This window comes from Rhizobium sp. 22-785-1 (genome assembly GCF_053521965.1).
Genome location: NZ_JBNWDI010000007.1, coordinates 113084 through 135359, shown reverse-complemented (window position 1 = coordinate 135359; position 22276 = coordinate 113084). Strand labels below are relative to the sequence as shown.

The 22276-nt window shown below is 56.8% G+C and carries 18 protein-coding genes; 3 read left to right on the top strand and 15 right to left on the bottom strand.

The window, feature by feature from the left end:
* The first annotated feature begins 1 nt into the window (after position 1).
* The 3 genes from ACQZ5M_RS15415 (at position 2) to ACQZ5M_RS15405 (ending at position 3112) form a co-directional block, all read left to right on the top strand.
* Positions 2 to 1285 (top strand): DNA polymerase IV, encoded by a 1284-nt coding sequence (locus ACQZ5M_RS15415; protein ID WP_449080198.1) that lies wholly within the window; start codon positions 2 to 4, stop codon positions 1283 to 1285.
* Between the two features lie 149 nt (positions 1286 to 1434).
* Entirely contained in the window at positions 1435 to 2658 is a 1224-nt protein-coding gene (locus ACQZ5M_RS15410) for a L,D-transpeptidase family protein (protein ID WP_449080197.1), read from the top strand.
* A gap of 163 nt (positions 2659 to 2821) precedes the next feature.
* Positions 2822 to 3112, top strand: coding sequence for a hypothetical protein (locus ACQZ5M_RS15405; protein ID WP_449080196.1), 291 nt, complete (start codon positions 2822 to 2824; stop codon positions 3110 to 3112).
* Between the two features lie 42 nt (positions 3113 to 3154).
* Here the strand turns inward: ACQZ5M_RS15405 and dnaE are convergent, their stop codons facing one another.
* The 15 genes from dnaE to nuoH form a co-directional block, all read right to left on the bottom strand.
* Positions 3155 to 6652, bottom strand: coding sequence for a DNA polymerase III subunit alpha (gene dnaE / locus ACQZ5M_RS15400; RefSeq protein ID WP_296020939.1), 3498 nt, complete (start codon positions 6650 to 6652; stop codon positions 3155 to 3157).
* Positions 6653 to 7061: 409 nt separating this feature from the next.
* On the bottom strand, positions 7062 to 7745 hold the full coding sequence (locus ACQZ5M_RS15395) for an ABC transporter ATP-binding protein (RefSeq protein ID WP_296020941.1): 684 nt from the start codon (positions 7743 to 7745) through the stop codon (positions 7062 to 7064).
* A 16-nt stretch (positions 7746 to 7761) separates the two neighbouring features.
* Positions 7762 to 9069 (bottom strand): lipoprotein-releasing ABC transporter permease subunit, encoded by a 1308-nt coding sequence (locus ACQZ5M_RS15390; protein WP_296020942.1) that lies wholly within the window; start codon positions 9067 to 9069, stop codon positions 7762 to 7764.
* Between the two features lie 20 nt (positions 9070 to 9089).
* On the bottom strand, positions 9090 to 10412 hold the full coding sequence (gene proS, locus ACQZ5M_RS15385; RefSeq protein ID WP_449080195.1) for a proline--tRNA ligase: 1323 nt from the start codon (positions 10410 to 10412) through the stop codon (positions 9090 to 9092).
* 597 nt (positions 10413 to 11009) lie between these two features.
* The gene (locus ACQZ5M_RS15380; RefSeq protein WP_449080194.1) at positions 11010 to 11279 is read right to left on the bottom strand and encodes a DUF1467 family protein; all 270 of its coding nucleotides are present in this window, start codon (positions 11277 to 11279) and stop codon (positions 11010 to 11012) included.
* A 227-nt stretch (positions 11280 to 11506) separates the two neighbouring features.
* The gene (gene mce / locus ACQZ5M_RS15375; RefSeq protein ID WP_296074906.1) at positions 11507 to 11911 is read right to left on the bottom strand and encodes a methylmalonyl-CoA epimerase; all 405 of its coding nucleotides are present in this window, start codon (positions 11909 to 11911) and stop codon (positions 11507 to 11509) included.
* 94 nt (positions 11912 to 12005) lie between these two features.
* Positions 12006 to 13673 carry a ribonuclease J gene (locus tag ACQZ5M_RS15370; protein WP_449080193.1) on the bottom strand — a complete coding sequence of 556 codons (1668 nt, stop codon included), beginning with the start codon at positions 13671 to 13673 and terminating at the stop codon, positions 12006 to 12008.
* A 192-nt stretch (positions 13674 to 13865) separates the two neighbouring features.
* Positions 13866 to 14621 (bottom strand): biotin--[acetyl-CoA-carboxylase] ligase, encoded by a 756-nt coding sequence (locus tag ACQZ5M_RS15365; protein ID WP_449080250.1) that lies wholly within the window; start codon positions 14619 to 14621, stop codon positions 13866 to 13868.
* Between the two features lie 11 nt (positions 14622 to 14632).
* Positions 14633 to 16075 (bottom strand): NADH-quinone oxidoreductase subunit NuoN, encoded by a 1443-nt coding sequence (gene nuoN / locus ACQZ5M_RS15360; protein WP_296020953.1) that lies wholly within the window; start codon positions 16073 to 16075, stop codon positions 14633 to 14635.
* Positions 16076 to 16093: 18 nt separating this feature from the next.
* Positions 16094 to 17605, bottom strand: a complete 1512-nt coding sequence (locus ACQZ5M_RS15355) for an NADH-quinone oxidoreductase subunit M (protein WP_296020955.1) — start codon at positions 17603 to 17605, stop codon at positions 16094 to 16096.
* The gene (nuoL, locus tag ACQZ5M_RS15350) at positions 17605 to 19602 is read right to left on the bottom strand and encodes an NADH-quinone oxidoreductase subunit L (protein WP_296020957.1); all 1998 of its coding nucleotides are present in this window, start codon (positions 19600 to 19602) and stop codon (positions 17605 to 17607) included. Before nuoL ends, ACQZ5M_RS15355 begins: the two co-directional genes overlap by 1 nt.
* Positions 19603 to 19609: 7 nt before the next feature.
* Positions 19610 to 19918 carry an NADH-quinone oxidoreductase subunit NuoK gene (nuoK, locus tag ACQZ5M_RS15345; protein WP_296020959.1) on the bottom strand — a complete coding sequence of 103 codons (309 nt, stop codon included), beginning with the start codon at positions 19916 to 19918 and terminating at the stop codon, positions 19610 to 19612.
* A 29-nt stretch (positions 19919 to 19947) separates the two neighbouring features.
* The gene (locus ACQZ5M_RS15340; protein ID WP_296038170.1) at positions 19948 to 20562 is read right to left on the bottom strand and encodes an NADH-quinone oxidoreductase subunit J; all 615 of its coding nucleotides are present in this window, start codon (positions 20560 to 20562) and stop codon (positions 19948 to 19950) included.
* Positions 20563 to 20699: 137 nt separating this feature from the next.
* Positions 20700 to 21191 carry an NADH-quinone oxidoreductase subunit NuoI gene (gene nuoI / locus ACQZ5M_RS15335; protein WP_296074890.1) on the bottom strand — a complete coding sequence of 164 codons (492 nt, stop codon included), beginning with the start codon at positions 21189 to 21191 and terminating at the stop codon, positions 20700 to 20702.
* Between the two features lie 39 nt (positions 21192 to 21230).
* Complete coding sequence (gene nuoH, locus ACQZ5M_RS15330; protein WP_296020962.1) at positions 21231 to 22274, bottom strand: NADH-quinone oxidoreductase subunit NuoH; 1044 nt, start codon at positions 22272 to 22274, stop codon at positions 21231 to 21233.
* Positions 22275 to 22276 lie beyond the last annotated feature (2 nt).

Below are 22276 nucleotides of genomic sequence, written 5' to 3'. Positions count from 1 at the left end.
CATGCCTTTGATTTCGAGCGACCATCCCGGTTTTTGTCGTGACTGCCTGGCTGGTCAGCCGGAGAGAATAGGGCGTTGCCTCGCATGTGGCAGCCCGAGGCTGCTCTATCATGACGAACTCTACGATCTCACAATAGCCCATATCGATTGCGACGCTTTTTATGCTTCTGTGGAAAAGCGCGATAATCCGGAGCTCATCGACAAGCCAGTGATTATCGGCGGCGGCAAACGCGGCGTGGTATCGACCGCCTGCTATATTGCCCGTATCCATGGCGTGCGCTCCGCTATGCCTATGTTCAAGGCGCTGGAAGCCTGTCCTGACGCCGTGGTCGTCAAGCCGAACATGGAGAAGTACAGCCAGGTCGGTCGCCAGATCCGCGCCATGATGCAGGATCTGACGCCGCTGGTCCAACCGCTGTCGATCGATGAGGCCTTTCTCGATCTCTCCGGCACAGAGCGGCTCCATCACGATCCACCCGCACGCGTATTGGCGCATTTCGCTCGTAGGGTCGAAAAAGAAATCGGCATCACGGTTTCGGTCGGCCTTTCTTACTGCAAGTTCCTGGCGAAGGTGGCATCCGATCTTCAAAAGCCACGCGGCTTTTCTGTAGTGGGCGAGAAGGAAGCAACGCGCTTTCTCGCCACACGTCCAGTCACCACAATATGGGGCGTCGGCAAGGCCTTCGCCGCCACGCTGGAGGCAGATGGTATACGGATGATCTCCCAGCTGCAGGACATGGAAGAAACGGAGCTGATGCGCCGCTACGGCAGCATGGGGCAACGCCTGTACCGGCTTGCCCGCGGGATCGATGATCGTGACGTCCACACCAACGACCCGGCAAAGAGCGTTTCGGCAGAGACGACCTTCTTCAATGACATATCGCGGTACGACGATCTTGTGCCTATCTTGCGGGCGCTTTCAGAGAAAGTCGCCTGGCGATTGAAGAAGAACGCCACTGCCGGACAGACGGTCGTGCTGAAGATGAAGGCGGCGGACTTCAAGTCCCGCAGCCGCAACAAGCGGCTGGAAGATCCGACGCAACTGGCCGACAAAATTTTCAGAACAGGGCTTTCCCTTCTCGAAAAGGAAACTGACGGGACAAAATTTCGTCTCATCGGTATCGGCGTGACCGATCTGTGTGATCCGGCTCAAGCCGACCCTCCCGACCTCGTGGACAAATCGGCTGGCAGACGGGCAGCAGCGGAGGCGGCGATGGACAAGCTGAGAGAGAAGTTCGGAAAGGGCACGGTGGAAACCGGCTATACCTTCGGCGCCAAAAAATGACTCCGCTACACGACTTCGTGATCGCGGTTAAAAGCTTCCTTAAATGAGCTGCCTTAAATGTAACGATCTGACTGGCGCGGATCGTGCGCTTCAAGTCTCCCTTGCCCGCCGTCAATTGGCGGCATGTTGTGTATCGCGTTGGAGCAAACATGATGTTGCGTAGCCTTGTAGGAGCCTGCCTCCTCTCCTCCTCCGTCCTCGTGCAAGCGGCGATTGCCGGTGATGCGCGTAGCTTACAAGTCGTCGTTTCGAAGAACGAGCAGACGCTGTCCCTTTACGAGGATGGCAACGTCATCGCTACATCGCTTGTGTCTACCGGCAAGTCCGGACACGAAACGCCGAGCGGCATCTTCTCTATCCTGGACAAGCGCAAATATCACGAGTCCAATATTTACTCGGCAGCTCCCATGCCGTTCATGCAGCGGCTGACTTGGTCGGGAATTGCGTTGCATGAAGGCCACGTCCCCAACTACCCGGCCTCTCACGGCTGTATTCGCCTGCCGGCCAAATTCGCAAAGTCGCTCTATGGCATGACCGGCAGGGGCGTCCACGTGATTGTCTCCAGTAAGGATGTTGCCCTGCGTCGGATCGACCACCCTGCCCTTCTCCAGCCAAAGTCTGCCGATGAAGGGCGCCTACTCTCCGATGTCGAGATGCGCCCCGCCACTTTCGATACCTCGCTAAAGCTGGTCGAAGTTGCGGTGAATGAAAAGACCAGTTCTGTTCCTGCGTCGGTCACGCAACGAAAGTCAACCGGAGCGCCTTTGCGCATCCTGATCACCCGTCGCGGTGACCGGGAGAAAACCATGGATGTGCAGCGCCTCTTGACGAGCCTGGGTTTTGACGCCGGTTCGGCAGACGGATACGCGGGACAGATGACCATCAATGCCGTGAATGGCTACAAGCGGTGGAAGGGGATGAAAACCACTGGCCCGCTTCTGACCGCCGAGTTTGTCGATGCTGTCTATGCATCGGCTGGCGCGGATACGCCAGCTAATGGACAATTGATGGTGCGGCAGAATTTCAAGCCGCTCTTCGAAGCCCCTATCCACATAAAAGATCCGCAGGTCGCGCTCGGCACGCATTTCTTCGAGGTCATCGATATCGACGGCGAGAAAGCAGAGTGGAACGGCCTGACACTCGAGAACAATCTTCCAAATGCAGCACGCAAGCGCCTTGGTATTGACGTTTCCGACGCACCGGGCGGATACGACCAGCTGACGGCAGCACTCGATCGCATCGATATTCCGGCAGATATCCGCGAGAGATTGGAAGAGCAGCTTTCCGTCGGAAGCTCGATCACGGTATCCGATCTAAGCCACGGACTTGAAACGGGTCAGGGCACGGACTTCGTCACCGTTACGCGTGATTGACACGCCGGCTCCGAGTTCGGACAGCAGTACAGGCGGGCGTAACAATCTGAAGCGTGTCGTCCTCGCAAAACGGCTGCGCACCTTTGCGTGCGACCATGCTTAGGAACCACTTCTGCCCCGGCAACGTTTAGAAGCTCATCAATTCGCTTGGGGAGCCGTGACTATGAACATGAAATATCTTGCAGCAGCGATTGTTGCGCTGGCCTGCGTTTCCGCCGCGGAAGCGCCGAAAAATTATAGCGTCTATGGCGGACCGGCGGTTGAGAGCGATCCCATCATCCTGAACGTGTTCGACCATGCGCTCGCGCGCTGCAGCGTCGAGGCAAGCGTACCGCAACGTGGCACCACGTTCACCAACTCATTTTATTATAACGCAGCCTTGCGCGCATGCCTGTCGCGGCACGGATTTATCGATAACGGTGCCTATGCCTATCCGGCAAACAGCCTGTTTTGATGGGAAAGCGGGTGAACGTATCTCACCCGCTCCCTCATCACCTCACACGAGTTCGACATCGACGACACCGGGAGCGGAGCGCAAAGCAGCTGCTATCTCCGGGGAAATGCGATATTTATCGGTCAGTTCGACTTCGATTTCACGTTGCCCTTCATCCTTTATCACAATGAAGTAGACCGACCCGTCACCTCTGGCATTCAGATGTCGCGCCACGGTTTTAAGCGGGCCGGAATCCCGAACATAGACGCGCAACGCCTTTTGCATCTGCACGGATTTTTCCTCGAGCGATTGCGCCGTCTGTATGCGCAGCCCGATACCTTCCGGTCGCTCTTCCGCTTGAACGGTAATGACCAGCGATTTTCCGACCTCTAGCAGATCGCGATATTGGCCAAGTCCTTCTGAAAACAGCACGGCCTCGTACTGGCCGGATGCATCGGAGAAAGTCACGATTCCCATCTTGTTGCCGGTGCGGGTCTTACGCTCCTGCTTGCCAGTGACTGTACCTGCAAGACGACCAACCGTTGCTCCCTGTTTCACCGCTGCGGAGAAATCAGCGATGTTCTGAACACGAAGTTTGTCGAGCACGGTCCGGTAGGTATCGAGCGGGTGGGCAGTGAGATAGAAGCCCAGCACCTGATATTCGCGCAGTAGCTTTTCGGAGGCCAGCCACGGCTGGTAGGCGGGCAGCACCAGCTTCTCCGGACCGGTTGCCGCGCCTGAGCCGAACATGTCATGTTGGCCGGTAACACGGCTTTCCTGGGCGCGTTGGGAGTAGCCAATAATGCGATCAAGACCGCCGATCAGTTCGGCGCGGTCTTTGCCGAAGCAATCGAATGCGCCCGCATTGATCAGGCTTTCCAGAACGCGGCGGTTGATCTGCTTGGGATCGATCCGGAGGCAGAAATCTTCGAGACTTGCGAAAGGCGTATCGCCGCGCACTTCGACGATATGATCGACGGCACCCTCGCCCACGCCCTTCAAGGCTGCCAGCGAATAATAGATGCGGTTCTCACCCGTTTCGAAACGACGGAAGGATGTCTGGACAGATGGTGCGACGATCTCGATTCCCAGACGCGCAGCATCCTGGCGGAAATCATTGACCTTTTCGGTATTCGCCATATCAAGCGTCATCGAAGCGGCAAGGAACTCCACCGGGTAGTGCGCCTTCATATAGGCGGTCTGGTAGGAAACGATGGCGTAAGCGGCGGCGTGAGACTTGTTGAAGCCATAATTCGCGAACTTGGCGAGTAGATCAAAGATCGTGTCGGCCTGGGCCTTGGAGACATTATTGCGGATCGCGCCTTCAACGAAGCGCTCCCGCTGTTTGTCCATCTCTTCCTTGATCTTCTTGCCCATGGCGCGACGCAGGAGGTCGGCTTCACCGAGAGAATATCCAGACAGAACCTGGGCGATCTGCATCACCTGTTCCTGATAGACGATAACGCCCTGCGTTTCCTTCAAGAGATGGTCGATGGTCGGATGGATCGACTCGATTTCCTCTTCGCCATGTTTGCGGGCGTTGTAGACCGGAATATTTTCCATCGGGCCAGGACGATAGAGCGCGACCAGCGCGATAATGTCCTCAATGCAGTCCGGACGCATTCCGATGAGCGCCTTGCGCATGCCGGCACTTTCCACCTGGAAGACGCCGATCGTCTCGCCGCGCGACAGCATCTCATAGGTCTTCTGGTCATCCAGCGGAATGGCGGCAAGGTCGACATGGATGCCGCGCTTGGCGACGAAGTCGACCGCAACCTTCAGGACCGTCAGCGTTTTCAGTCCGAGAAAGTCGAACTTCACCAGCCCGGCGCTTTCAACCCACTTCATGTTGAACTGGGTGACAGGCATGTCGGATCGCGGATCACGATACATCGGCACGAGCTTCGACAGAGGACGGTCGCCGATAACGATACCGGCGGCGTGGGTAGAGGCGTGGCGATAAAGACCCTCAATCTTCTGGGCGATATCCAGAAGCCTTGCGACGACCGGTTCCTTGTCCGCCTCCTCCTGCAGACGCGGCTCCTCTTCGATCGCCTTGGAGAGTGGCGTGGGGTTGGCCGGGTTGTTCGGCACCAGCTTACAGATGCGGTCCACCTGACCGTAGGGCATTTCCAGCACGCGACCGACGTCGCGCAAGGCTGCACGGGCTTGCAGCGACCCGAAGGTGATGATCTGCGCCACTTGCTCGCGACCATATTTACGCTGCACATAGCGGATCACCTCTTCGCGGCGATCCTGGCAGAAGTCGATATCGAAGTCGGGCATCGAAACGCGTTCGGGATTAAGGAAACGTTCGAAAAGTAGCGAGAAGCGGAGCGGATCCACATCTGTAATTGTCAATGCATAGGCGACGAGTGATCCCGCACCCGAGCCACGACCGGGGCCGACCGGAATATCCTGCTGCTTTGCCCATTTGATGAAGTCGGCAACGATGAGGAAATAGCCAGGAAACCTCATGCGTTCGATGACGCTGAGTTCAAAATCCAGCCGATCCCTGTATTCCTGCTCCGTATAACCGGGCGCCATGCCGAGCGCTGCCAAACGCATGTCAAGACCTTCGACGGCCTGGCGGCGAAGTTCCAGCGATTCTGCGCGTTCGGCCTCTTCCGGATCGTCACTGGCGCCGGTAAAGCGCGGCAGAATGGGCCCACGCTTCTTGAGAACATAGGAACAACGCTGGGCGATCTCGACCGTGTTTTCGATGGCTTCGGGGATATCCTTGAAGAGTGCCACCATCTCATCGCGGCTCTTTAGATAATGATCGGGAGTCAGACGAAAACGGCTATCGTCCGAAACGATCGCATTATGAGCAACCGCCAAAAGGGCGTCATGGGCCTCATAATCCGCCTTGGAAGGGAAGAAGGCCTCATTGGTGGCAACCAGAGGAATATCGTGCTCATAGGCAAGCGCTATCATGCGGCGCTCATGCGCACGATCGTAATTGCCCTGACGTTGAAGCTCTATATATAGCCGATCGCCAAAGATCTCCTTCAGCGCGAGAAGCCGGCTCTTTGCCTGAGCGGCATGCCCTTCTTTCATTGCCATGTCGATAGGACCGCCGGATGCGCCTGTTAGTGCTATCAAGCCGGCATTGCTTGCTTCTTCCAGCCAGGACTTGGCGATATTGACCGCATGGCCACTGCCTTCACCGTCGAGATAGGCGCGACTGATCAAATCAACCAATCGCTCATAGCCGTCAGCATCGGCGGCCAGGAGAACAAGAGACGGCAACTTGACCAGACTGTTGCCACCTCGCCTCTCCTCGACGACGTCCTGCATATCTATGGAAAGCTGACACCCGATGATCGGCTGCAGTCCTTCATCTCGCGCCTTCTCCGAGAATTCCAGCGCAACGAAAAGATTGTTTGTATCAGTGATGGCAATAGCGGGCTGAGAATCACCAACAGCTTTTGCCATGATCTTTTTAAGAGGAAGCGCGCCTTCAAGCAGCGAATAGGCAGAATGGACGCGAAGATGGACGAAGCCGGGAGATTTCAAGAGCACGCCCGAAAGGTTCTGCCCGTCAAGATTATCGCCCATTTTGCCCGCATTCCTGTCATTTCTGAATCGGGCTTATTTTGGTGCCTTCGGGCGGCAAAGTCCACCGCGAACGGGTGTCCGTACACTGCAATCGTAAAGATACCGAAGGGTCGAAACTCACATGGATGTGAGGATAACCGAGAAGCTGGCAACGAAGACAGCGATGGACGTGAAGGCGGCAAGGTCACGGATGAAATCAGTCATTTGTCTCTCCTTACTTGTTATGTTCCAATTTTGTTCTCATTTTGTTTCCATGTCAACAGCTTTCTTCGGACTGTCCTATTGCCAACGTGCGCAGACTCGTCCGGGTTCCGCCGATCGAATCATTGGCAAAACAAAACCCCGCCTGAAGGGTCAGACGGGGTTCCTGTCATGAATCAGCCTGTGCGGTTGACAGATACTTTGAGTGTTAGAATTCGACGATCTTGCCTTCGCTCAAGGTAACGCGGCGGTCCATGCGTGCGGCCAGATCGTGATTGTGCGTTGCAATCAGCGCGGCAAGACCGGACTGGCGCACGAGTGCTTCCAGAGCATCGAAGACATAGGATGCCGTTTCAGGATCGAGATTGCCTGTCGGCTCGTCTGCCAGCAGCAGAAGCGGGGCGTTGGCAACCGCTCTCGCGATCGCCACACGCTGCTGTTCGCCGCCCGACAGTTCAGCCGGGCGATGTTCCGCCCTGTGGCCGATGCGCATGTAGTCCAACAGCGCCTTGGCACGAACCTGCGCTTCCTTCGGAGCGAGACCCGCGATCATTTGCGGCATCATGATGTTTTCAAGCGCCGAGAATTCCGGCAGCAGGTGGTGGAACTGATAGACGAAGCCGATGTCGCTGCGGCGGATCGACGTGCGCTCCTCATCAGACAGCGTGCCGCATGGCTTGCCATTGATGAATACCTCGCCCGCATCCGGATGTTCGAGCAGACCGGCCAGATGCAGAAGCGTCGATTTCCCCGTTCCGGAGGGCGCGACAAGCGCGACGATCTCACCGCTTCTCAGCTCGAAATTTGCGTCTTTCAGAATGGAGAGACTCGTCTCCCCCTGACCGTAGGTCCGTTCCACGCCGGAGAGCTGTAAAGCCATTTTTTTTGCCATGGTGCGAGGCCGGTCCTTATTCATATCTCAGGGCCTGGACAGGATCTAGCTTCGACGCGCGCCAAGCGGGGAAGATCGTTGCCAGGAAGGACAAAGTCAGCGCCATGACGATGACCGTGATCGTCTCGCTCAAAGCCATCTCAGCTGGAAGCTGGCTGAGGAAATAAAGCTGCGGATCGAACAGAACCGTGCCGCTGATCCACGAGAAGAACTGGCGGATCGATTCCACATTGAGACACACGACAACGCCAAGCGCCACGCCCGCAAATGTGCCGACGATACCGATAGCCGCACCTGTCATGAAAAAGATGCGCATGACAGCGCCCGAAGTCGCACCCATTGTGCGCAGGATGGCGATATCGCTGCCCTTGTCCTTCACCAGCATGATAAGGCCGGAAATGATGTTGAGCGCGGCGACCAGAACGATCAGTGTCAGGATCATGAACATGACGTTGCGCTCCACCTGCAGGGCGGAGAAGAAAGTCTGGTTCCGCTGTCGCCAGTCGGTGATATAGACTTGGCGACCGGCAGCAGCCTCCACCAGAGGTCGGATACCATCGACATCGTCCGGATGGCTGACGAAAAGCTCGATCGACTGGACGATGCCTTCCGAATTGAAATAGAGCTGCGCTTCCGAAAGCGGCATATAGATCATCGAGGCGTCATATTCCGACATGCCGATCTCGAAAACACCGGAGATCGGATAGGACTTCACGCGAGGATTGACACCCATGGGTGTCACGTCACCTTCCGGTGAAATGAGCGTAATCTGGTCCCCTACTGTCACGCCGAGCTGCGCGGCTAGCCTTGAACCAACCAGAACACCCTGCCCTGACATGAAGCCGACGAGATCGCCAGCTTTGACGTTGGTAGAAATTTCCTTGATCTTTTCGAGATCTTCGGGCCGCACGCCCCGGACCAAAGCGCCACTGCCCGCACCGTTGCGACCAGATGCCAGCGTCTGGCCTTCCACGAGCGGCAAGGCCATCGTCACGCCCGGCACTCCGGCAAACTTCTTCGCCAGTTCATCATAATTGTTGAAGGGCTGGTCGATCGGCTGAACGATCATGTGACCGTTGATTCCCAAAATACGGGAAATCAGCTCGGTGCGGAAACCATTCATGACGGCCATGACGATGATCAGCGTCGCAACGCCGAGCATAATGCCGACGAAAGAGAAGCCTGCAATGACAGATATGAATGCTTCCTTACGGCGCGAACGCAGGTAGCGCCAGGCCACCATGCGCTCGAAAGCCGAAAACGGCCGTGCCGCTCCATCCTTCACGGATGCCACAGCACCGTTGTCAGCCTCGGCTTTTGCCATGTCTACTCCTTGTCGGCCTTTCAGCCGAGAACTCTGTTCATTGCGGCTTCCACCGTCACGTTCTCACGTGCGCCGGTTTTGCGGTCCTTCACCTCGACCTCGCCGGCAGCAATGCTGCGTGGGCCGACGATGATCTGCATAGGCACGCCGATGAGATCGGCCGTTGCGAACTTCTGGCCCGCGCGGTCATCCGTATCGTCGTAAAGAACATCCTTACCGGCATTGGACAGCGCGTAATAAAGCTTTTCGCAAGCCGCGTCGCAGGCCGCATCACCCGCCTTCATATTGATGATGACGACATCGAAAGGCGCAACCGACGCCGGCCAGATGATTCCGTTCTCGTCATGCGATGCTTCAATGATGGCGGGAACAAGGCGTGTCGGTCCGATGCCATAGGATCCCATGTGGACGGGATGTTCCTTGCCGTCAGGCCCCTGAACCTTGGCACCCATCGGCTCGGAATATTTGGTCCCGAAGTAGAAGATGTGGCCAACTTCGATGCCGCGAGCAGAAAGACGGTCGCTCTCGGGAATTGCGTTGAAGGCAGCTTCGTCGTGCATTTCGGACGTTGCGGCATAGTCTGCCGTCCATGTATCGAAAATGCTCTGCAGACCGGCAACGTCATCGAAATTGGTATCATCTCCGGGAATGCACTGCTCCAGGAAGCTCTTGTGGCAGAAGACTTCCGATTCACCGGTGTCTGCCAGAATGATGAATTCGTGGCTGTGATTGCCGCCGATCGGTCCAGTATCGGCGCGCATCGGAATTGCGCGCAGGCCAAGGCGCGAGAAGGTGCGCAGATAGGCTGCAAACATCTTGTTATAGGAGTGGATCGCGGCTTCCTTCGTCAAATCGAAGGAATAGGCATCCTTCATCAAGAACTCGCGCGAACGCATCGTGCCGAAACGAGGACGCACTTCGTCGCGGAATTTCAGCTGGATATGGTAGAGGTTCAGCGGCAGGTTCTTGTAGGACTTCACATAGGAGCGGAAGATGTCCGTGATCATCTCCTCGTTCGTGGGGCCATACAACATCTGACGGTCCTGGCGGTCCTTGATGCGCAGCATTTCCTTGCCGTAATCGTCATATCGACCGCTCTCCTGCCAGAGCTCAGCCGATTGCAGCGTGGGCATCAACAGCTCTACTGCGCCGGACCGGTCCTGCTCCTCGCGAATGATGCGGTTCACCTTGTCCATCACCCGCTTGCCCAGCGGCAGCCAGGAATAGATGCCCTGGCTCTGCTGACGGATCATCCCTGCACGCAACATGAGGCGGTGAGAAACAATTTCAGCTTCCTTGGGATTTTCCTTCAGGATGGGCAAAAAATAACGGCTGAGACGCATGACTATTTCCTGGGTGCGGCGACCCGCCATCTACTGGGAATCGCCAGAATTAAAGGATATTTCCGCCGTACATAACCGTTTCTCCATCAGAAGGAAACCCGCTCGATCGGGGCGCTCTACACAGCATTCACATGAACGTGAGAATAGGTCTTTCGTCACTGCACGGTTTCAGGCGAAATAATTTTGCGGGTGACCTGCGACATAATGTTCGTGGGGAAATTTTTTGCCGACTGTAACAAAATTGCAAAAAACGTGGTGACAAAGTGGAATCTTTGGGCTAGTTTCAGCTCACAAAAGAGGCAGGAAGTTTAAATTTCTGCCGTCTTCGCGGTCAGTCTTGGGAGGATTAGATCTTAGGCGCGCTTGTTCGCTGCCCCGGAAACGGAAACAGATCACGCGAAACTGAAAAACAAGGCCTAACCGCCTTGTTTTTTTTTGCCCTAAAATCCGTGTTATTTCAGCGAGTTGGTTGCCGAGACCTGATCACACAGCTTTTGCTTTTGGCGGATGTGCGAATCTCGCCCACAGAAATGTAACATTCGTATGACGGACACTAACGCCTATAGGGACACCAGCCCCCCGCTCGATCTGATAAGATCAATCATAAACGGGAATGATACGTGGCAAATCGTCAAGACTGACACCAAAGTACAAGGTGACGCCGTACCAGAGTGCGCAGAGCAATAACGAGATCAGGGTCGTGAGGATCAGGATTTTGGCGCCTTGGAAACGAGTAGGCGCGCTCGCCACCGTGCCCAGCGTCACGTCGCCGTCATCCATCTGGGTTCTAAGGCCAATCGGCAGCACGACAAACAGAACCGTCCACCAGACGATGAAAAAAACAGCAACGACCGACAACCACGGCATGTGGAACCTCCCCTTGAAGAACCGGCGTTCCTTGTCTCCTCACGGTGCTGGAAACACGCTGGAAGCAGACGGAGGAGCTGGTAAACGATTCCTACAACACAAGCCCCAGAATCGGAATCGATTTTCGGGGGCATCGTCAGCTTGAAGAGGATAGAGCGTCCTCTGTGGATCTCATCATGCGCTTGGTACTCCCGGCGCAGACGTTAGTTTTCGAAACAAACCCTAGTTCAACTCTCTTCCAACTCCACCAGCGTACCGCAGAAATCCTTCGGGTGAAGGAAGAGCACAGGCCTTCCATGGGCGCCTATCTTCGGTTCTCCATCGCCTAGAACGCGTGCGCCGGCGGACTTCAAACTGTCGCGGGCAGCGATGATATCTTCCACTTCGTAACAGATGTGGTGCATGCCGCCGGACGGGTTCTTTTCCAGAAATGCTGCGATGGGCGAGTTGCCGTCCAATGGCTCAAGCAGTTCGACCTTGCTGTTGGGCAGGTTGACGAACACGACGCGCACCCCATGTTCGGGCAAAGTCTGCACCTGCGAGACAGCAGCGCCCAGGACATCGCGATAGGTGGTGGTTGCCGCCGCAAGGTCGGGGACAGCGATCGCAATGTGATTGATCCGTCCGAGCATGGTCATCCTCCCAATTTCCTGGCCGAACATCATCTAAGACGCTGACATCGTCGGTGATGCGCGTCTATCCCAGCGCGCATCACCGAACTTATCGTCAAATCTTCGTCACGAATACCGTGACGATCGGCTTTTTGCCCCATGTCTGATTGGCGGCGGCGCGCACGGCGCGACGGACCGCTTCGCGCAGCAGGTCCAGATCCTTGCGGCGAGCGCGCGGGATGCTTTCAATGGCACCGAGGACGGCATCGTAGAGCGTGTCTTCCATTGCCTCGCCTTCGTCGTCAAATTCAGGAAGACCGAAAGGAACCACGTCCGGATCGCCGTGGAAATCGTAGCGGCTGTCCAGAACGACATTGACCGAGACGTGACCTGCGAAGGAAAGCTTGCGGCGATCACCGATACCCATTTCCTCGAAGTCGCCGACAAGACGACCATCCTTGAAAATGCGTCCGTGCGGCGCATCGTCGATCACCTCCGCCGGTCCAGGTGCCAAGCGAAGAATATTGCCATTGCGCACCTTCGGAACCTGCTTGATACCGGCCTGCTCTGCCAGTTCCTTCTGGGCCACGAGATGTGCTGCTTCGCCATGCACAGGCACGAGGATCTTCGGCTTGGTCCACTCATACATGCGCAAAAGCTCGTTGCGGCGCGGGTGGCCAGAGACGTGAACCAGAGCCTCGTTATCGGTGATGATGTGGATGCCCTGCTCTATCAGACCGTTCTTGATATCGAGAATGGCCTTTTCGTTGCCAGGTATAGCACGCGAGGAAAAGACGACCGTGTCGCCCTTGGCGAGCGCTACATTGCGCATTTCATCGCGGGACAACTTGGCAAGCGCTGCACGCGGCTCACCTTGCGAGCCGGTGAGGATGACCACAACCTTGTCCCGAGGAATATAGCCGTATTCATCCTCAGCCAGGAACGGCTTGATGCCTTCCATAATGCCCAGATCCTGCGAAACGTTGACGACCCGCTTGAGTGACGAGCCGAGGAGCAGTACTTCCCGACCAGCGCGCTCCGCCGCCTGCGCAATAGATCGAATACGGCCGACATTGGAGGAGAACGTCGTGATTGCGACGCGGCCCTCGGCATTCTCGATGATTTGACGAAGCCCTTCTGAAACTTGCTCTTCCGAGGGAGAAACACCGTCACGAACAGCATTGGTGCTGTCGCAGAGCAGCGCCAGCACGCCCTCCTCCCCGATGGCGCGGAAACGAGCTTCATCTGTCAGCGGCCCCAACGACGGCGCATGATCGATCTTCCAGTCACCGGTATGGACGACATTGCCAAGCGGAGTGCGGATGACGAGTGACATGGGCTCAGGGATCGAGTGGTTGACGCCGATGGCCTCGATCTCGAACGGACCGAGATTGATGCGATCGCCCGCTTTGAATGGCGAAATCGGGATTTCCGCGCGCGTGCCCTCATAGTTGCGCTTGGCTTCCAGCATACCCGCGGTGAAGCCGGAGGCGTAAACAGGCACATTGAGACCCGGCCGCAGATCGTTCAGCGCGCCGTAATGGTCCTCATGGGCGTGGGTGATTATGATACCTTTGAGGTTTTCCCGTTGCGCTTCGATGAAGCGGATATCGGGCAGCACGAGATCGACGCCAGGCAGATCGAGGCCTGCAAAGGTCACGCCGCAGTCGACCATGATCCATTGCCGTTTGGCAGCAGGACCATAACCATAAAGGGCGAGGTTCATGCCGATTTCGCCCACGCCGCCAAGCGGCAGGAAAACCAGTTCGTCTTGTTGAGACATGTCTTTATCCAATCTGCAATGTGCAACGGGCGCGGGTTCAAGACCGCGCTCCCGATTGCACTGACCGCGCCGGACTTATCGAAACGTCGAAATACCGGGCCGACGCGGACCGGATGAACGCCCTGATTTCACGAGCAACAGGGATGCTCCAAACTCGAAGACCAAAGTGGCACGCATCGAGCGCGCGCTACTTCAGCCGAAAAATACATCGCCAGCGGCGATCGCCCGTCTGGGGCCATCATCCTCATCCAGCAACAGAAAACCTTGATCATCTATTCCTGCAAAGCGCCCGCCGATGGAGCGGTCGGGAAAGTTGACGGTGATGTGTTCGCCAATTCCGCAAGCGGCTGCACGCCAATCCCGCATGACCTCGGTCACGCCACGGCCTTCGTTCCAGAGGGCGAGAACCTCAGCCGTCTCACGATAGAGGTGGGCAAACAGTTCGTCCGGTCCGCAGGACGCGCCATGCTCGGAAAGCATGGTGACGGGATAAAGAGGGTTATCCGGTTTATGGGCAATGTTGATGCCGATGCCGATGACGATCGCGCGGCGACCATCTGACAACTGCTCGGCCTCCATGAGAATTCCGCAGGTCTTCATTCTGCCAATGAGAATATCATTCGGCCATTTGATTTCCAGTGAAGCGCCACCAAACGGCAAAACGACGCGGATCGCACGATGGACGGCGAGCGCAAAGGCAAGCGGCAATGAACCGAGCTGTTCCATCGGTGCGGGATCGATCAAAAGAAGAGACGCGTAGAGATTGCCAGCTTCAGAGACCCATGGCCTACCGCGGCGGCCCTTGCCGCCAGTCTGGCGAATAGCGGTTATCCAGAGATTGCCGCTGTCGCCCGAGCGCGCCCGGGCGAGGCATTCGACATTGGTGGAAGATGTTTCCACCAATGCCTCGTGCCGGAAGTCATCGAGCGACAACCGGCGCTGTTTCATAAGGTTTTCGCTCAAAAGAACGTCTTCGCCGCAGCTGTCACGGCGTTACCGAGCATGCCACCGAAGAAGATGAAGGCAACGACGAAGAGACCCGATAGTGCGTAAACGATCCGTAGCTCGCCCGCAGCCTTTTCAAACCCACCCTTGGCCTCGTCGAACCACATGACCTTGACGATGCGCAGATAGTAATAGGCACCGACGACGGATGCGATCACGCCGATCACGGCCAGGGCATAGAGCTTCGCTTCGATGGCAGCCAGGAAGACGTAGTATTTGCCGAAGAAGCCTGCGAGCGGTGGGATACCTGCCAGTGAGAACATCAGAGCCGTCAGCACCAGAGCCATGAACGGGTTTGTCGATGACAGACCAGCCAGATCATCGACATTCTCGACATTGCCGACTTCCTTGCGACGCATGGCCAGAATGCAGGCGAAGGTACCGAGCGTCATGCCCATGTAGACAGCCATGTAGATCAACACGCCTGCAACACCATCCTGCGTACCTGCGGCAAGACCGACAAGAGCATAGCCCATGTGACCGATCGACGAGTAGGCCATCAGGCGCTTGATGTTCTTCTGACCAATGGCAGCGAACGAGCCAAGCAGCATCGAGGCGATCGACACGAAGACGACGATCTGCTGCCAGTCGGTGAAGACAGGCTGGAACGCGTCAACGACGATGCGAACGAAGATCGCCATGGCGCCGATTTTTGGAGCTGCGGCAAGGAACGCAGTCACAGGGGTCGGCGCGCCTTCATATACGTCCGGCGTCCACATGTGGAACGGCACGGCGGAAATCTTGAACGCCAGACCGGCCAGCACGAAGACCAGACCGAAGACGAGGCCGAGCGAACGGGTTTCGGAGGAAAGAACGGTTGCGATTTCCTGGAAGCCGGTGTTGCCGGTAAAGCCATAAACCAGCGACATGCCGTAAAGCAGCATGCCGGAAGACAGTGCGCCGAGAACGAAGTACTTCAGACCGGCCTCTGTCGAGCGCAGGCTTTCGCGGTTGATCGCGCAGATGACGTAGAGCGCCAGCGACTGAAGCTCGAGTGCCATATAAAGCGAAATCAGGTTGTTGGCGGAAATCATCAGCAGGATGCCGAGCGTCGCCAGAACCAGAAGCACCGGATATTCGAAGCGTCCGATCGGCTCAACGCGGCTGTGGCCGACCGAAAGGATCATGGCGACGATCGAGCCGATCAGCGCCAGGATCTTCATGAAGTTGCCGAAGGCATCGGCGACGTAAACGCCGCCGAAGGCCAGGCCGCTTGCAGGGGCGAAGATGATCCACAGGCCAACGACAACCAAAAGCGCGACGGCAAGACCCGTCACAGTGTTGGTCGACTTGTCGCCGGAGAAGACGCCGATCATGAGCAGCGCCAGCGCACCGATCGCAAGGATCAGTTCGGGCGTCGCGATGCGCAGACTGGCAAAAAGAAGTTCAGCGGTCATATCCCACGGGTCCTGTCGTCAGTTCAGAGAAAGCGCAACATTCTGCGCTGCCTGCAATGCGGCTGTATAATTATTGATCACGAGATCTACCGATGCCGCCGTCGCATCGAAGACCGGTGCCGGGTAGACGCCGAAGAAGATCGTCAGCACCACGAGCGGATAAAGGATTACCTTCTCACGGGTGTTGAGATCGAGCATCGCCTTCAGGCTTTCCTTCTCAAGCGCACCGAAGATGACGCGGCGGTAAAGCCACAGAGCATAGGATGCAGAGAGAATGACGCCGGTTGCGGCAAAGAGTGCCACCCAGGTGTTGGCGCGGAAGACACCGACGATCGTCAGGAATTCGCCGACGAAGCCAGAGGTGCCAGGCAGACCGACATTGGCCATCGTAAAGACCATGAAGGCCACAGCATATTTAGGCATGTTGTTGACGAGGCCGCCATAAGCCGCGATCTCGCGGGTGTGGAGACGGTCATAGACGACGCCGACGCAGAGGAAGAGCGCACCCGATACGATACCGTGCGACAACATCTGGAAGATCGCACCCTGCAGACCCTGCACATTGGCGGCGAAGATACCCATCGTCACGTAACCCATATGGGCGACCGAGGAGTAGGCGATCAGCTTCTTGATGTCTTCCTGCATCATTGCCACCAGAGAGGTGTAGATGATGGCAAGGACCGACAGCGTGAAGACGAAGGGTGCGAAGTGTTCGGATGCCAGCGGGAACATCGACAGCGAGAAGCGGATGAAACCGTAGCCACCGAGCTTCAGCATGACGCCAGCCAGGATGACAGAGCCTGCGGTCGGCGCCTGAACGTGCGCATCGGGAAGCCAGGTGTGAACAGGCCACATCGGCATCTTCACCGCGAAGGCTGCGAAGCAGGCCAGCCAGAGCCAGGTCTGCATGCCAGCCGGGAAGCCGTGCTTCAGAAGCTCGGTCATATCTGTCGTGCCAGCCTGCCAGTACATCGCCATGATGGCGAGCATGGTCAGAACGGAACCCAAAAGCGTGTAGAGGAAGAACTTGTAGGAAGCATAGACGCGATCCTTGCCGCCCCATACGCCGATGATGATGAACATCGGGATCAGCGTTGCTTCGAAGAACACGTAGAAGAGAACGGTATCAAGCGCCACGAACACGCCGATCATGACGACTTCCAAAAGAAGGAAGGCGATCATGTATTCCTTAAGGCGCTTCTCGATCGAATCCCAGCTTGCAAGAACGCAGAAGGGCATGAGGAACGTCGTCAGGATGACGAAGAGCATGGAGATGCCGTCAACGCCCAGATGGTAGGCAGCGATGCTGCCGAACCAGTTGTGCTTCTCGACCATCTGGAAGCCGGGGTTCGAATTGTCGAAGCCGACCCAGATCAAGAGCGAGACGATGAAGGTGAACACCGTCGTCAGAAGCGAGACGTTGAGAATGTTGCGGCGCCCGAACGGGCCGTTTTCATTCGTCAGAAGCAGGAGCACCACGCCGACGAGCGGCAGGAAGGTGACCGTTGAAAGAATGGGCCAATCGGTCATCAGAGGGCACTCCCGAGCATCATCCAGGTGACTAGTGCTGCGATGCCGATCAGCATCGCGAAAGCATAGTGATAAAGGTAACCGGACTGCAGACGGACGACACGGTTGGTCACATCAACCACGCGCGCTGCAATACCGTTGGGGCCATAGGCATCAATGACAGCCACATCGCCCTTCTTCCACAGGAAGCGGCCAAGCGCCTTCGCGGAGCGAACAAAGAGGAAGTCGTAGAGTTCGTCGAAGTACCACTTGTTCAGAAGGAACTGGTAGAGGCCGCGATGGGTCTCTGCCAGACGCTTCGGCGTCTGTGGCGACTTGATGTAGAAGTACCAGGCGGTGACGAAGCCGAGAAGCATGGCAATGAAGGGGCTCCACTTAACCCAAAGTGGCACATGGTGGAACTCTTCGAGTATTTCGTTGGACGGAAGCGTAAAGAGCGCGCCCTTCCAGAATTCCGAATATTCAGGGCCGAAGAAGTAGCCTTCAAACACGACACCGGCAAAGATCGCACCCACCGTCAGGACGAAGAGCGGGATCAGCATTACCATCGGCGATTCATGGACGTGATGCATGACATCCGCAGAAGCGCGCGGCTTGCCGAAGAATGTCATGAAGGCCAGACGCCAGGAGTAGAAGCTGGTGAAGAGCGCTGCGACGACCAGAAGCGTGAAGGCGAAACCAGCAAGCGGGCTATGCGACGCAAAGGAGGATTCGATAATCACGTCCTTGGAGAAGAAGCCGGCAAAGCCGATCATCGTTCCAGGAATACCAACGCCCGTCAGAGCAAGCGTGCCAACGGTCATCGTCCAGAAGGTGATTGGGATGTGCTTACGAAGACCACCCATGTAACGCATGTCCTGCTCTCCATCCACAGCGTGGATGACCGAACCGGCGCAAAGGAACAGCAGCGCCTTGAAGAAGGCGTGGGTGAAGAGGTGGAAGACGGCGGCGCCATATGCGCCAACGCCAAGCGCCACGAACATGTAGCCGAGCTGCGAGCAGGTCGAGTAGGCAATAACGCGCTTGATATCATTCTGCACCAGACCGACGGTCGCGGCAAAGAAGGCGGTAATTGCGCCAATCAGCGTGACGAAGGTGAGCGCGGTCGGAGACAGTTCGAAGATCGGCGACATGCGCGCCACCAAAAAGACGCCCGCGGTCACCATGGTTGCAGCATGGATAAGAGCCGAAACGGGGGTCGGGCCTTCCATGGCGTCAGGGAGCCAGGTGTGCAGCAGGAACTGCGCAGACTTACCCATAGAGCCCATGAACAGCAGAAGGCAGACGGCGGTAACTGCGTGGGCCTTGTCCAGCTGCATGCCGAAGAGGTTGATCACCGTTTCCGTGGCGGCCGCGCCATCGGCAGGCAGATAAGAACCGGCCGTTGCGAAGATCGTTTCGAAATTGATCGAACCGAACAGAACGAAGAGACCGGAGATGCCAAGGATGAAGCCAAAGTCACCGACGCGGTTGACGATGAAAGCCTTCATGGCAGCAGCCGATGCAGACGGCTTCTTGAACCAGAAACCGATCAGCAGATAGGACGCCAGACCAACTCCTTCCCAGCCGAAGAACATCTGCAGCAGGTTGTCGGAGGTCACCAGCATCAGCATGGCGAAGGTAAAGAGCGACAGATAGGCGAAGAAACGCGGACGATGCGGATCATGATGCATGTACCCGATGGAGTACAGATGCACGAGACAGGACACCGTGTTGACCACGACGAACATAACCGCGGTCAGCGTGTCGATGCGGAACGCCCATTCGACGTCGATGCCGCCGGACTGGATCCAGCGCAGTACCGGCACCTTGATGACCTCGCCGGCCTCATGGGTCAGAAGCGCGACGTCGAAGAAGACGATCCAGGAGAGAACCGCGACCACGATCATCAGGCCGGTGGTGACATACTCCGAGGCCTTGGCGCCGATGGACCGGCCGAAAAGACCAGCGATCAGGAAGCCGATCAGCGGAAGAAAGACGATAGCCTTGTAGATCATAGCCTTATCAGCCCTTCATCATATTGACGTCTTCCACGGCGATCGATCCGCGGTTGCGGTAGAAGACTACGAGTATTGCAAGACCGATGGCCGCTTCAGCAGCCGCAACAGTCAGAATGAACAGGGCGAAGACCTGGCCGACGATATCGTTCAGCACCCAGGAAAAGGCCACCATGTTAAGATTGACAGCCAGAAGGATGAGCTCGATCGACATGAGGATGACGATAACGTTCTTGCGGTTGAGGAAGATACCGAAGATGCCGATCGTAAAGAGGATCGCGCTGACCGTCAGGTAATGGGAAAGACCGATTTCCATATTCTATATTCCTTGGATCCGTTCGCGCCTCAGAGGCCCTGACCCGGCTTGACCTTGACCGTCGTAACGGCGGTCTTAGGATTGCGGGCGACCTGGGTTGAAATGTCCTGACGCTTGATGTCGGTGCGGTGACGCAGCGTCAGCACGATGGCGCCGATCATGGCCACCAGCAGTACGAGACCTGCCAGCTGGAAGAAGTAGACGTAGTTCGTATAAAGCACGTCACCCAGGGCTGCGGTATTGGCGCGCTCAAGAGGATTGGGGATCGGCATGGTGATGGACTTGGCCGCCTGCGGGTTGAGCACGCTGCCCCCGATGACAATGATCAGTTCTGCCGCAAGAATCACACCGATAAGAGCGCCGATCGGAGCGTATTGCAGCACGCCGGAACGCAGCTCGGCGAAATCGACATCCAGCATCATGACGACGAAGAGGAACAGCACCGCCACAGCGCCGACATAAACGACCAGCAGAATCATGCCAAGGAACTCGGCACCCGTCAGCAGGAAGAGCGCGGCCGCGTTGAAGAAGGTCAGGATCAAGAAAAGAACCGAGTGAACCGGGTTCTTGGAAGCGATGACCAGAAATGCAGACGCCACGGCGACGAAAGCGAATATGTAGAAGAATACAGCGTGCAGACCCATGTTGGTGCCTTTTTGTCCTCACCGGGCAAAAGCGGCCTCCAGACCGCCCTGCCCGTTTCGTTCCCGCCAGCGATCGCCGACAGGCATTTCATCTTTTGCCATCCCCGGAGTGAAACTCCGAAGACATGGAGTAAGCCTTAGCGATAAGGCGCATCCAAAGCGAGGTTGCGCGCGATTTCGCGCTCCCAGCGATCACCATTGTCGAGAAGCTTCTGCTTGTCGAAATAGAGTTCTTCTCGGGTTTCCGTCGCAAACTCGAAATTAGGGCCTTCAACGATCGCGTCCACCGGGCAGGCTTCCTGGCAGAAGCCGCAATAGATGCACTTTACCATGTCGATGTCGTAACGAACCGTGCGGCGCGTACCATCATTGCGGCGTGGGCCGGCTTCGATGGTGATTGCCTGAGCAGGACAGATCGCTTCACACAGCTTGCAGGCGATGCAGCGTTCTTCACCGTTCGGATAGCGACGCAGCGCGTGCTCGCCGCGGAAGCGTGGGCTTACCGGACCCTTTTCGAAAGGATAGTTCACCGTTGCCTTCTGTTTGAAGAAGTGGCGCATGGTCAAAAAGATCGCGCCAACGAATTCCTTTAGGAACAGCGAATTGACGGCTTGGGAAAAACTGGCCATCTCAACCTCCAAATCTGCAAGCGAGGAGTTCGGACATCATCATGCCCCTGCCGTCAGCTTGAGTACGAATGCAACAATCACGACCATGGCAAGCGACAGCGGAAGGAAGACCTTCCAGCCAAGACGCATCAACTGGTCATAGCGGTAACGCGGGACGAATGCCTTCACCAGACCGAACATGAAGAACACCATGACGCCCTTCAGGACGAACCAGACAATGCCCGGCACCCAGTTCAGGAACCACACATCGACGATCGGCAGCCAGCCGCCAAGGAAGAGAATGGTCGTTAGGCAGCACATCAGAACGATGGCGGCGTATTCGCCCAGCATGAACATCATGTACGGGGTGGAGCCATACTCCACCATGTGACCGGCTACAAGTTCCGATTCCGCTTCCGGCAGATCGAACGGTGGACGATTGGTTTCGGCCAACGACGAAATGAAGAAGACGATGAACATCGGGAAGAGCGGCAGCCAGTGCCAGTCCAGGAACGACGCCGGCAAACCGAGCGACGTGCCGATACCGGAATGCTGCGCATTGACGATGTCCGTCAAATTCAGCGAACCGACGCAGAGCAGAACAGTGACGATCACGAGACCAATCGAGACTTCGTAGGATACCATCTGCGCCGCGGAACGAAGCGCGCCGAGGAACGGATATTTGGAGTTAGACGCCCAGCCACCCATGATGATGCCATACACTTCAAGCGACGAAATCGCGAAGATATAAAGAATGCCGACATTGATGTTGGCGACAACCCAGCCCTGGTTGAAGGGGATGACAGCGTAGGTGGCAAGTGCCAGCGTCACAGCGACAAGGGGTGCCAGCAGGAAGACGGCCTTGTTGGCGCCGGATGGAATAACCGGCTCCTTGAGGATGAACTTCAAAAGGTCGGCGAAGGACTGGAAGAGACCGAAAGGGCCCACGACGTTCGGGCCGCGGCGCAGCTGCACGGCAGCCCAGATCTTGCGGTCCGCCAGAAGCAGGAACGCGATCGCGACCAGAAGTATAACGAGAAGCAGCAGAGACTGGCCCACAATAATCAGCGCTGGCCAGACATAGCTCCAGAAAAACGAGTCCATAA